We start from the raw sequence: 12,244 nt of genomic DNA on the forward strand, positions 1-12,244 counted from the left end.
GTACCCGCGTTCCTCTCTTGTTGGGGGCAAAACCGGACACTCTCCTCACGAATCCCGCCCCCCGAGACCAAGTCGCCGTCGATCCTAAGCGACTTTTCCAGCCACTTGGACTGGCCGGTCAGTTTCCTGTCAGTTCTCCGCGCAGGCGCTCCTCGTTCACACGCCAGAAGGTGTGCTGCGCTCCGTCCACGAGCACCACGGGGATCTGTTCCCAGTACTGATCGTGGAGTTGGGGGTCCTCAGTGATGTCCTTCTTCTCCCAGGGCACCCCGAGTTCACCGCAGACCTTCTCGATGACGATCTGTGCGTCATCACACAGATGACACCCCGGCTTGCCGATCAACGTGACAAGCCGGTCCTGCGGCGCGGCACCGGAACCCTTACGGCGAAAGAGGGGACTCATGCCGACCATTCTCGCCCGGGCCGGACGGTAAGGACGAGGGCCCGAAGGTCGTGTTGCCCAAGCGGCGTCCGCACTCCCTTTAACGGCGCGGTCGCGGAGAGTTCACACCTTCCGAACTCGCCGCTGGAGGAACCACCGAACAAACTGGCTATGCTCACGCCATGGCCGCTCTCGGATGGCTCACTCCTCGTAGGCGCTCCGCCACGGCGCGCAGCGTGCTGGCAGGCGAGGCAGCGGCGGAGGCCGCGCGCAAGTCCGCCCAGGAAACCCAGGACGCCCAGGTCACTCCGGGCGTCACCGAAGAGGAACCGCAGTTCCCGGTGCCCGGCGACCATCGCGCCGCCGCCTTCTTCGACTTGGACAACACCGTCATGCAGGGCGCCGCGCTGTTCCACTTCGGCCGCGGCCTGTACAAGCGGAAGTTCTTCGAGACCCGCGACCTCGTCAGGTTCGCGTGGCAGCAGGCGTGGTTCCGCATGGCGGGCGTCGAGGACCCGGAGCACATGCAGGAGGCCCGCGACTCGGCCCTCTCGATCGTCCAGGGTCACCGCGTCTCCGAACTGATGTCGATCGGCGAGGAGATCTACGACGAGTACATGGCCGAGCGCATCTGGCCCGGCACCCGCGCCCTCGCCCAGGCCCACCTCGACGCCGGCCAGAAGGTGTGGCTGGTCACGGCGGCCCCGGTGGAGATCGCCCAGGTGATCGCCAGACGCCTCGGCCTCACCGGCGCCCTCGGCACGGTGGCCGAGTCGGTCGACGGCGTCTACACCGGCAAACTGGTCGGCGAACCCCTCCACGGCCCCGCGAAGGCCGAGGCCGTACGCGCCCTGGCCGCCGCCGAGGCCCTGGACCTCTCCCGCTGCGCCGCCTACAGCGACAGCCACAACGACATCCCCATGCTCTCCCTCGTCGGCCACCCCTACGCCATCAACCCCGACGCCAAACTCCGCAAACACGCCCGCCAACTCGACTGGCGCCTCCGCGACTACCGCACCGGCCGCAAGGCCGCCAAGGTCGGCATCCCCGCAGCAGCAGGCGTAGGCGCAGTAGCCGGCGGCACAGCAGCAGCCATCGCCTTGCACCGCCGCCGCCGTTAACTGCCAGGCACCTGCCCTAGCTGCGGGCAGTCGTGCATCCCCTCATCCGCCGCCGTAGCTGCGGGCAGTCGTGCCTCCCCCAGTGCCTTAAGGGCCTGGGAGGTGCCCCCAGGCGGCACGGGTGGGCTGGGGGTCCCCCCTCTGGGGGAGGCACCCCGCAGCGACGGGCTGCGCCCCCGCCCAGCCCCGACCGACCCGCACCAGAAATGCGCCACACCCGATCACGCGGGCCACCCGCACCCGCAAACCGGCCAATCCCACGCTCGTACCCCCTCACCGCCCCCTCCAGTCCTGTTGTCCGCGCACAGCCACAACACGCCCCGCACCCACCCGAAATCCGAACCTTTTCGATCAAGAACCGGTCACACTCCGGCACTTGATCGAGCGTCAATCGGTTACAGAAGCGACGTAATCGATGATTTGAGCAACTGGGTGTAGCAGCCCCTGCACGAAGCGTTATTCTCCTCAGACGCAATCCGGCACCCCCCGTCGCTACGACGGGTGAAAGGTTCCGTACTGCACGTGATGGAAGCTCTGCCTCTGGGAGTCCCGTGTACCCACACGTCGGGGTTGACGCCTCGGGCCTGGCTACGCTGCGCGCAACCGTCGCAACGGTCAAAGAGACGCTGCGCGGTTTCGTCCCCACCGCGTACGCCGTCCCCGCCCTCGCCACCGCCGCCCCCGTCGGCCCCCTCGGCCCGTGCTACGCACTCGCCGACGGCACCGCCGCGGTCGGCAGACGCGGCCGCCCGGCCGCCGGCGCCGCAACCACCGCCCGCCGCCCCACCGCCGACAGCGCCCGGATGATGGACCTCGTGGAGCGCGCCCAGGCGGGCGAGGCCGACGCGTTCGGCCGCCTCTACGACCAGTACAGCGACACCGTCTACCGCTACATCTACTACCGCGTCGGCGGCAAGGCGACCGCCGAGGACCTCACCAGCGAGACGTTCCTGCGCGCCCTGCGCCGTATCGGAACCTTCACCTGGCAGGGCCGAGACTTCGGCGCCTGGCTCGTCACCATCGCCCGCAACCTCGTCGCCGACCACTTCAAGTCCAGCCGGTTCCGCCTGGAGGTCACCACCGGCGAGATGCTCGACGCCAACGAGGTCGAGCGCTCCCCCGAGGACTCCGTCCTGGAGTCCCTCTCCAACGCCGCACTGCTGGACGCCGTACGCCGCCTCAACCCCCAGCAGCAGGAGTGCGTCACCCTCCGCTTCCTGCAGGGCCTGTCCGTCGCCGAGACCGCACGCGTGATGGGCAAGAACGAGGGCGCCATCAAGACCCTCCAGTACCGCGCCGTCCGCACCCTCGCCCGCCTCCTTCCGGACGACGCCCGCTGAGCCGACCCCACCCATCCCCCTCCCCCCCCACAATCCGCGATACCCAACTCACGGTCAGTGAAAGTCCGTTGGCTTCCCGATCCGATCATCCGCCGTCCGTAACCCAAGTGCCGCGCCAGTCGTTGTGCGGGATGCAGGCTCCCTGTGGTCACGTACCGACCGACCCCGATCATCCGTTCGCGGGGAACCGGTCGAGGACGTGCAACCCCGAGAACCCCCGGGGAGTCGACCGTCATGACGAGAGGAGGTGCCGCCAGTGATCGCGAACGTATCGGCGCACCGGCGGGCGAACGCCTTCGCCCAGGCCCTGGATGAGCAGTCCGACCGGGGCACGGCGGCCGAGCAGTCCGAAGGATCGCCACCGGCACCGGCCGCCGCGGACCAGACCGAACAGGGCCACTTCCTGGCCCTGGCCACGGGTCTCGCCGAGCTGCCGAAACCGGAGCTCGACCCCGAGGTCAAGGTCGTCCAGCGGGCGCAGTTGGTCGCCGCGATGGAGGCGATGCTCCAGGAAGGCACGTTCGGAGGCGAGGCGGCGGACCCTTCGGTGCCCGAGCAGCGGAGCCGCAGCCGGGGCGCCCACCGGGCGACCGCACTGGGCAGATTCCGCCCCCGCAGTCGGCTCGCCAAGGGCCTCACCGCGGGCGGCCTGAGCATCGGCGTCGCCGCGGGAGCCTTCGGCGGGGTCGCCGCCGCCAGCTCCGACGCCCTCCCCGGTGACTCGCTCTACGGGCTGAAGCGCGGCATCGAGGACTTCAAGCTCAACTACCTCGCCGACGACGACAGCGAGCGCGGCGAGGCGTATCTGAACCAGGCGTCCACCCGGCTCGGCGAGGCCCGCCGCCTCATGGAGCGCGGCCGCGGCGGCCACCTCGACCACGAGTCCGTGGGCGAGATCCGCCGCACCCTGTCCGGGATGCGGCACGACGCCTCCGAGGGCCACCGGCTGCTCCGCGAGGCGTTCGAGCGGGACCCCGACTCGCTCGGCCCCATGCAGACCCTCGACGCGTTCTCCCGCTCGAACCGCGACGCCTGGAGCACCCTGCGCGACGCGCTGCCGCTCCAGCTGGGCGACGTCCGGGACGAGGTCACGTCGGTGCTCGAAGCCATAGAGCAGGAAGTCGCCCCGCTGCAGTCCCTCCTCCCGCAGCCCCCCGCCCAGGGCGGCAGCGGCACGGACCAGCGGCAGGGCACCGGCTCGTCGTCCACAGACACCCCCGGCACCGGTGGCTCCACCGCGCCCAGCGCCGGCAGCAACACCTTCCCGGGCGGCCCCGAGACCGGCAGCAACCCCAGCCAGTCGGCCGACTCCACGCCCCATGAGGACGACGGCCTCCTCGGCGGCAGCACCGGCGGCCTCCTGGACCCCCCACAGGACTCGACCACCACCCTGACCACCCCGACCCCGACCCCCGACCAGGAGGTCACCATCCGCCCCCTCCTCCCCGGCCTCCTCCCGGGCCTGAGCATCGACCACGAGGACACCGACTAACCACGGGCATATACGGCGATGGGGGCGCCCTTCTCGGAAGGGCGCCCCCATCGCCGTACCGTCAGAAAAACACCGACCGCCGCCGCACCAACAACTTGGCCCCTCCCGTCCGCTGCGCCCGCCCTGTCACGCGGCGCGTCCGCGTCAGAAGAACACCGACCGCCGCTGCACCAACAACTTGTACAGCGTGTGCTGAATCTGCTCTCTCACCTGGTCGGTCAGGTTGAACATCAGCATCGGGTCCTCGGCCGCCTCCGGCGAATACCCGTCCGTCGGGATCGGCTCGCCGAACTGGATCGTCCACTTGGTCGGCAGCGGGACCGCCCCCAGCGGACCCAGCCAGGGAAAGGTCGGCGTGATCGGGAAGTACGGGAAGCCCAGCACCCGCGCAAGCGTCTTGGCGTTGCCGATCATCGGGTAGATCTCCTCCGCCCCGACGATCGAGCAGGGAATGATCGGAGCGCGCCTGCGCAGGGCGGTGGAGACGAAGCCGCCCCGCCCGAAGCGCTGCAGCTTGTACCGCTCACCGAAGGGCTTCCCGATGCCCTTGAAGCCCTCCGGCATCACCCCGACCAGCTCCCCCTGCCCCAGCAGCCGCTCGGCGTCCTCCGCACAGGCGAGGGTGTGCCCCAGCTTGCGGGCGAGCTCGTTGACGACGGGCAGCACGAAGACGAGATCCGCGGCCAGCAGCCGCAGATGCCGCCCGGCCGGATGGTGGTCGTGCACCGCCACCTGCATCATCAGGCCGTCCAGCGGCAGCGTCCCGGAGTGGTTGGCGACGATCAGCGCACCGCCCTCGGCCGGGATGTTCTCGATGCCCTTCACCTCGACCCGGAAGTACTTCTCGTACACCGGCCGCAGCAGCGACATCAGGACCTGGTCGGTGAGCTCCTCGTCGTAGCCGAAGTCGTCGACCTCGTAGTCCCCGGTGAGCCGGCGCCGCAGAAAGGACAGCCCGCCCGCGATCCGCCGCTCCAGCCCCGAGTCCGACCCGGACCGCTTCTGCTCACCCGTCACAGGGACATCATCCTGCGCGTCGGCCCTGGTGGGCAGAGCCTGGACCCCACCGACTTCCTGAACCCCCCGCAGCTCGCTCACATCCCGCACCGGCACGGCCTGCTCACCGCCGCCCGAGCGTCGGCTCCCCGCGCCCCGGCGCCGCGTCGGCCGCTGTGCGGCGCCCCCGCGGGACCGGTCGTCGTCGAACGGAATGACCTTGGCGTCCGCCATCGTTGATGCGCTCCTCGCTGTGTCACTCGGCGTTCTGCGTCGCGGGATGGCCGCCGCCCAGGACGGGCAGCGCGGCGAGCCGGTCGACGGCCCCCGCGAGGGCCTCGGGGGGCAGCAGTCCCGGCCCCCGGCTGCGCGCGAAGTCCGCGAAGGTCCCGGCGGTGGTGTACTTCGGCGTGAACCCCAGCGTCTCGCGCATCTGGTCCGTCGCCACGACCCGGCCGTGGGTGAGCAGCCGGATCTGCTCGGGTGAGAAGTCCGTCATCCCCAGCGTACGCACCAGCGAGCCCGCCCAGGTGACGGCGGGCAGCAGCAGCGGCACGGTGGGCCGCCCGAGCCGCCGCGAGCACTGGGACAGCGTCAGCACCCCGTCGCCGGCGATGTTGAAGGTGCCGCTGTTGAGCGTGCCCCGCGCCGGCTCGTGCGAGGCGATCCGCAGCACCTCGATCACGTCGTCCTCGTGCACGAACTGCAGCCGCGGGTCGTACCCGAACACGGTCGGCAGCACCGGGAGGGAGAAATAGGAGGCCAGCGGCGTCTCGGCGGTCGGCCCGAGGATATTGGCGAAGCGCAGCACACACACCGCCACATCAGGCCGCCGCCGCGCGAACCCCCGCACATATCCCTCGACCTCGACGGTGTCCTTGGCGAACCCGCCACTCGGCAGCGACTTCGGCGGAGTGGTCTCGGTGAACACGGCCGGATCCCGCGGCGCCGACCCGTACACGTTCGTACTGCTCTTGACCACGAGCCGCCGCACGCTGGGCGACTTCTGACAGGCGCCGAGGAGTTGCATGGTGCCGATGACGTTGGTCTCCTTCACCGTGGCCCGGCTGCCACTGCCCAGCGCGGTGGCCGTGACATCCAGGTGGACGACGGTGTCGGCACCGGTCTCCGCGAGCACCCGGGCGATCGCCGGCTGCCGGATGTCGGCCTGGACGAACTCGGCACCGCCCAGATGGTGCTCGGGCCGCACCGCGTCCACGGCGACGACCCGCTCGACCCCTGGGTCACGCTGGATCCGTCGTACGAACCGGCCTCCCAGCTGACGCGCCACTCCGGTCACCAGCACGACCTTTCCCAAGATCAGCGCCTTCCTTCCAGGACTGGTATTCCGCATCGTCCGCCGCGTTCCCCCGCGGAGCCAACTTAGCGGTTCGATGTTGCGCTGTGATGACTGCCGGCCAGGGCAAAAAAACGACCCCCCACCTGATAGCAGGTGGGGGGTCGAACCACGCTCGTTGACGTTCGGCGCGTCGCCTTACGGCTTCTTACTTCTTGTTACGACGCTGAACGCGCGTGCGCTTGAGCAGCTTGCGGTGCTTCTTCTTGGCCATCCGCTTGCGCCGCTTCTTGATAACAGAGCCCACGACTACCCTCGCTCACTTCTCATCACTCGGTGTTTGGGCGCCATGGGCCCACACGACCTACGAGGGGCTAGCCTACCCGCCCGAGCGCCGAGGTCGTTAATCGAGGGGCTGGGGAGGTCCGGGACACGGGGGACTCGGACCTCCCCGGACTCGCGGACTAGGCGGTTTCCACCCCCACGTAGCTATCGCGGAGGTACTCGTGGACCGCGTTCTCCGGGACGCGGAAGGACCGCCCCACACGGATCGCGGGCAGATGACCGCTGTGCACCAGCCGGTACACGGTCATCTTGGACACTCGCATCACCGAGGCGACTTCCGCCACGGTAAGGAACTGAACCTCGCTCAGAGGCCTCTCGCCAGCTGCAGCCATGACACACCTGAACCTTCCGCACTCGACTCGACGGCCACCGGCTTCCCCTTCCGGTGACTCTTCGTCGCTGCGTGCTCACTCCCCAGACTAGGGGCGGGTGATGCGAGTGGGGAAGAGGTGCACCCATCAACGGCCTACTGTGACAGACACGCCCGATTGAGTACGTAGCGGGTAAGCGGCCTGTAGTAATCAGACCGCACAGCGTCATCAACCGGAACGACCACGGACACAACCCCCTCGGCCTCCCCCACGAAGAGGGCGGGGTCATCCACATCGGCCAGCCCAATGGCCTCAAACCCCAGCTGACCTGCCCCGCAGACCCACCCGTGATCCCCGATCACCAGCTCGGGCAGCGGCCCACCACCCTCCGCGGCAGCGGCCAGCGCCACCCGAACCGGGAGCGGCGAATGCGCATGCACGCCGGTCGCACAACCGGTGCGCGCGCCGCCGGCTTCTCGCAGGAACCCGACTCCCCGTACGTACGCGAGGTTGTACGTACGTAGACCGAACCGGGTCGTTATGTCGACACAGCGACCATACGCGGGGGTGAGGACGGCACACCCCGCCGCCGACAGCGCGTCCGCGAGCCCGGCGTAGAACCCGAGCAGCCGATGCGGATGCCCGGTCCCGATCAATACGGCCCCACGACGCTGAGCGACGGCCCCGACCCGCTCACCAAAGGCGTCCAACCCCCGCAACGTGAGCCACGGATCAATGAACCCCTCCCCCTCTCCCCGCAGATCCCGCCCCCCACCACACCGCTCACCCATCAACGCAACCACCTCATCCACTGCCCACACCCCCTGAGGCCCCACCCCCAACACCACCCGAGGATCCCCCGCCGCAAACAACCGATAACTCCGCAGACTCACCTCCCTCGAAGTCCCCACCACCCCCGCCAACCGAGCCCCCACCAAATGCCCCCACAACCCCGCCCTACTCACCACCCACCCGATCCTGCCCCCACCCCCCACCCCCCGCCACCAAAACCCCCCAACACCCCACCCCCGGCCTAACCTCCACCGCCCCCTCCCGCCTCCGGCCCGCTGGAGAAGCTTGACCACAAGGCCGCCCACCCCACTGCGGTGCAAGCCCCACGACAGAACCCGAGGGCCAAGCCGCGCAGGCATCAGAGCCACAGCCTGCGGCGGCCAGGGACAAAGCGAAGCCCCGGTGGGGTGCAGGGGGCGAAGCCCCGGTGTGCAGGTGCAAGCCCCGCCGGGGGCAGGGGCCGGCTGCCCCCAGGTGGCCAGCGGCGAAGCGGCGGGGTGCGGGGCGAAGCCCCGGCGGGGTGCGGGGCTCAAACCCCGCAGATAGCCAGGGCTACAGTCCCCAGGCGACCAGGAGCCGAAGCCCCGGATGCAGGGGCGCGTCGTGCCGGTGTCCAGAGGCATACCCCGCAGAGGACTGGGGCGACAGTCCCGCGGGGGCCAAGTGCCGGAGCCCCGCAGGTCGCCAAGGCAACAGTTCCGCGGGGCCCAGGGGCGAAGGCCCGGGTGGGGTGCAAGGGCGAAGACCGACAGGGGGGTGCAGAGCAGCAGACCTGCGGGGGCCAGGGGCGAAGCCCCGGTGGGGTGCAGGGGCGGAGCCCCGCGGGGGGCCAGGGGGCGGAGCCCCCTGGTGGGGTCGAAGGGGCGGAGCCCCTGGGGATGGGACGGGTAGGGGCGGCGGGGGCGAGTCAACCGCCAGCCCAGCCACCCCTACGCCAACAACCCCCGCAGCGGGAACACCGCCCGCCGAGTAGCCAACACCGCCTGATCCAACCGATCGGCCGGGTCATACCCCGCCTCCCACGCAGCCCACCCCACCGGCCACCGCCCATCAGTCATCCGCACCGGCCCCAACTGCCGAGTCCGAGCAAAAACCTCCGCCCGCCAGCTCTCCGGAATCACCGTCTCCGGCGCCACCGCCTTCCCCGCAACCACCCCCACCAAATGCGACCAGGACCGCGGCACCACATCCACCACCGCATACCCACCCCCACCCAACGCCACCCACCGACCCCCCGCATACTCATGCGCCAAGTCATGACAGGCCACCTGCACAGCCCGCTGCGCATCCACCGACACCGCAAGATGCGCCAACGGATCCTCGAAATGCGTATCCGCCCCGTGCTGAGTCACCAACACATCCGGCCGAAAATCAGCAATCAACTCCGGCACCACAGCATGAAACGCCCGCAACCACCCCGCATCCCCCGTCCCCGCCGGCAACGCCACATTCACCGCCGACCCCTCGGCAGCCCCCTCCGCCCCCGTCTCCTCAGGCCACCCCGTCTGCGGAAACAACGTACGAGGATGCTCATGCAGCGAAATCGTCAAAACCCGCGGATCCTCCCAGAACGCCGCCTGCACCCCATCCCCGTGATGCACATCCACATCCACATAAGCCACCCGCTCGGCCCCCAACTCCAACAACCGAGCGATAGCAACAGCGGCATCGTTGTAAATACAGAACCCCGACGCACCCCCAGGCATCGCATGATGCAACCCACCCGCGAAATTCACCGCATGCAACGCCTCCCCCCGCCACACCGCCTCCGCAGCCCCCACCGACTGCCCGGCAATGAGCGCCGACACCTCATGCATCCCGGCGAACGCCGGATCATCCACGGTGCCCAGCCCGTACGACACATCGGCAGCCCCCGGATCCACCGAGGCCGCCTTCACCGCCGCGATGTAGTCCTCCCGATGCACCAACCGCAACGTGGACTCCCCCGCCGGCTTCGCCGCGACGACATCCACCTCGCGGTCCAGCCCCAGCGCACCCACCAGACTCCGGGTCAGCTCCAGCCGAACCGGATTCATCGGATGCTCGGGCCCGAAGTCATAGCCCGTTACTGCCTCGTCCCACATCAGCTGTGCGCGGCCGCTCATGCCCGCCACCGTATCGGTCCGGTTGAGCCTCGAACGACCGGGCATACACCAACGTCACCAGCACCAACACCATCGGCACCAACATCGCCCCCCGATAACTCCACACATCCCCGAGCGCCCCCACCAACGGCGAACCGACCAAAAACCCCACATAGTTGAAAATATTCAGCCGAGCGACAGCCGCATCCGAAGCCCCCGGAAACAACCGCCCGGCCGCCGCGAACGTCTGCGGCACCAGCACACACAACCCCAGCCCCACACACGTGAACCCAAGCATCCCCACCCACGCCCCAGGCGCCCCCGCCACCACCGCGAACCCCACCGCGGCCAGCACCGCCCCACCCCGCACCACCGCGACCGCCCCGAACCGCCGCACCCCGAAGTCCCCCACGGCCCGCCCCACCAACGTCGTCACCATGTACACGTTGAACGGCACAGTGGCCAGCTGCTCCGAGCTGCCCAGCACATCCTGCAGATACTTCGCACTCCAGTTGGAGACCGTCGAGTCCCCGATATAGGCGAACGCCATCACCAGACACAACGGCAGCAGCATCTTGAAGACAACGCCGTCACCACCCCGCCCAACCACGCCCACCGGCTCCTCCGGCCGGCCCCCGCCACCCCCGTCGACATACCACCGACTCCCCGCCAGCACCGCCGGCAACAGCACAGCCACCACCGGCAGATACGACACCCACAGCGCCAGCCCCCAGTGCGCCCCCGCCCACGCCAGCGAGGCCCCCACGATCCCACCCAGGCTGTACGCGGCGTGGAAGCTCAGCATGATGCTGCGCCCGTACGCCCGCTGCAGACTCACCCCGAGCATGTTCATGGACGCGTCCAACGCCCCCACAGCCAGCCCGAACGCCGCCAGCGCCGCCCCCAGCTCGCCCATCCGCTCCCCGGCCCCGACCCCGACCAGCGCCAGCAGCGCGACCGGCTGCGACCAGCGCAACACCACACTGGGCGGTATCCGCTTCACCAGCAGCTCGGTGCTCACACTGCCGACCCCGGCGAGCACGGGCACGGCCGCGAGAAAGACCGGCAGCAGCGCGTCGGAGACCCCGTACCGGTTCTGGATGGCCGGAATCCGGGTCACGAGCAGAGCAAAGGCAGCCCCCTGGGCGAAGAAGCTGAACGCCAACGAGGCCCGACCGCGCCGCAGCACTTCTGTCATGGCCGCGAGCGTAGGGGCCAGAGACTACCGCTGGGTAGATCCAGCCAAAGATGAATTTTCCTCAGCTTCAAGGCCGGTCGGGTCGTTGTCGGTCGGGTCAGACCAGCACCCCGACCAGCTCCCGCATGTCGGAGAAGAGCTTCCCGGCCTCCGCGAGCTTCTCCGCCGGCGTCATGGCGGTGAACCCGACCACATCCATCCCGGCCGCCACAGCCGCCTGCACCCCCAGCGGCGAGTCCTCGACGACCACGCACCGCTCCGGCACGACCCCCATCCGCCGCGCCGCGTACAGAAAGAGATCGGGCTCCGGCTTCCCCCGCCCCACGTCCTCGGAACTGAAGATCCGCGACTCGTCGAACCACCGATCCAGCCCGGTAGTCCGATGCCCCACCCGGATCCGCTCATGGCTCCCGGACGACGCCACACAGTACGGCACCCCGTCCGCCACCAGCTTCTCCAACACCTCGACGACCCCCGCCACCGCCGTCAACTCCCGCTCGAACGCGGCAAAGACCCGCCGGTGAAAGACATCATCGAAGTCCGCCGGCAACCGCTGCCCACTCCGCTCCAGGACCAGCTCGTGTATCCGGTGCATCGCCGACCCCATGTAGTCCCGGATCGAGTCCTCGTACGTCGTGGGATGCCCGAGCTCGGTCAGATAGCCGGCCAGCAACCGGTTGGAGATGGGCTCGCTGTCGACGAGCACTCCGTCGTTGTCGAAGATGACGAGGTCATAGCGCATACCGGGAGCCTAAACGCAGAAAACCCCGCACCGGACCGGTGCGGGGTTTTCTCCAAAAATTGTTCGGCGGCGTCCTACTCTCCCACAGGGTCCCCCCTGCAGTACCATCGGCGCTGTGAGGCTTAGCTTCCGGGTTCGGAATGT

General features: G+C 69.4%; 12 protein-coding genes and 1 rRNA gene. 3 read left to right on the forward strand and 10 right to left on the reverse strand.

What is annotated here, in order from left to right; genetic code table 11:
- Window positions 1–118: 118 nt before the first annotated feature.
- Window positions 119–403 (reverse strand): glutaredoxin family protein, encoded by a 285-nt coding sequence (locus tag ACH5AC_RS36630; protein ID WP_398866673.1) that lies wholly within the window; start codon window positions 401–403, stop codon window positions 119–121.
- 161 nt (window positions 404–564) lie between these two features.
- Here ACH5AC_RS36630 and ACH5AC_RS36635 point away from each other — a divergent pair, with 161 nt between their 5' ends.
- The 3 genes from ACH5AC_RS36635 to ACH5AC_RS36645 all read left to right on the forward strand — a co-directional run bounded on the left by ACH5AC_RS36635 (window position 565) and on the right by ACH5AC_RS36645 (window position 4,335).
- Complete coding sequence (locus tag ACH5AC_RS36635; RefSeq protein ID WP_398866674.1) at window positions 565–1,503, forward strand: HAD family hydrolase; 939 nt, start codon at window positions 565–567, stop codon at window positions 1,501–1,503.
- Window positions 1,504–2,054: 551 nt separating this feature from the next.
- The gene (locus tag ACH5AC_RS36640; RefSeq protein WP_398866675.1) at window positions 2,055–2,843 is read left to right on the forward strand and encodes an ECF subfamily RNA polymerase sigma factor, BldN family; all 789 of its coding nucleotides are present in this window, start codon (window positions 2,055–2,057) and stop codon (window positions 2,841–2,843) included.
- A gap of 256 nt (window positions 2,844–3,099) precedes the next feature.
- Window positions 3,100–4,335: a DUF5667 domain-containing protein gene (locus ACH5AC_RS36645; RefSeq protein WP_398866676.1), complete on the forward strand. Its 1,236-nt coding sequence runs from the start codon at window positions 3,100–3,102 to the stop codon at window positions 4,333–4,335.
- Window positions 4,336–4,479: 144 nt separating this feature from the next.
- Here the strand turns inward: ACH5AC_RS36645 and ACH5AC_RS36650 are convergent, their stop codons facing one another.
- From ACH5AC_RS36650 to rrf, 9 genes are all read right to left on the reverse strand, one after another.
- Entirely contained in the window at window positions 4,480–5,565 is a 1,086-nt protein-coding gene (locus tag ACH5AC_RS36650; protein ID WP_398866677.1) for a lysophospholipid acyltransferase family protein, read from the reverse strand.
- A 22-nt stretch (window positions 5,566–5,587) separates the two neighbouring features.
- On the reverse strand, window positions 5,588–6,649 hold the full coding sequence (locus tag ACH5AC_RS36655; protein ID WP_398866678.1) for an NAD-dependent epimerase/dehydratase family protein: 1,062 nt from the start codon (window positions 6,647–6,649) through the stop codon (window positions 5,588–5,590).
- Window positions 6,650–6,836: 187 nt separating this feature from the next.
- Window positions 6,837–6,935: a 30S ribosomal protein bS22 gene (locus ACH5AC_RS36660; protein ID WP_003948845.1), complete on the reverse strand. Its 99-nt coding sequence runs from the start codon at window positions 6,933–6,935 to the stop codon at window positions 6,837–6,839.
- Window positions 6,936–7,092: 157 nt separating this feature from the next.
- Window positions 7,093–7,305, reverse strand: coding sequence for a helix-turn-helix domain-containing protein (locus tag ACH5AC_RS36665; RefSeq protein ID WP_158101684.1), 213 nt, complete (start codon window positions 7,303–7,305; stop codon window positions 7,093–7,095).
- 134 nt (window positions 7,306–7,439) lie between these two features.
- On the reverse strand, window positions 7,440–8,252 hold the full coding sequence (locus ACH5AC_RS36670) for a phosphatase (protein ID WP_398866679.1): 813 nt from the start codon (window positions 8,250–8,252) through the stop codon (window positions 7,440–7,442).
- A gap of 753 nt (window positions 8,253–9,005) precedes the next feature.
- Window positions 9,006–10,181 (reverse strand): acetoin utilization protein AcuC, encoded by a 1,176-nt coding sequence (locus ACH5AC_RS36675; protein ID WP_398866680.1) that lies wholly within the window; start codon window positions 10,179–10,181, stop codon window positions 9,006–9,008.
- Window positions 10,132–11,358, reverse strand: a complete 1,227-nt coding sequence (locus ACH5AC_RS36680) for an MFS transporter (RefSeq protein WP_398866681.1) — start codon at window positions 11,356–11,358, stop codon at window positions 10,132–10,134. The genes ACH5AC_RS36675 and ACH5AC_RS36680 overlap by 50 nt, the downstream gene beginning before the upstream one ends.
- Before the next feature lie 97 nt (window positions 11,359–11,455).
- Window positions 11,456–12,100, reverse strand: a complete 645-nt coding sequence (locus tag ACH5AC_RS36685) for an HAD family hydrolase (RefSeq protein ID WP_398866682.1) — start codon at window positions 12,098–12,100, stop codon at window positions 11,456–11,458.
- A gap of 61 nt (window positions 12,101–12,161) precedes the next feature.
- Window positions 12,162–12,244: ribosomal RNA gene (gene rrf / locus ACH5AC_RS36690) — 5S ribosomal RNA — on the reverse strand; the annotation flags it as partial.

The organism is Streptomyces sp. NPDC018693 (genome assembly GCF_044391385.1).
In the GTDB taxonomy this organism is placed as follows: domain Bacteria; phylum Actinomycetota; class Actinomycetes; order Streptomycetales; family Streptomycetaceae; genus Streptomyces.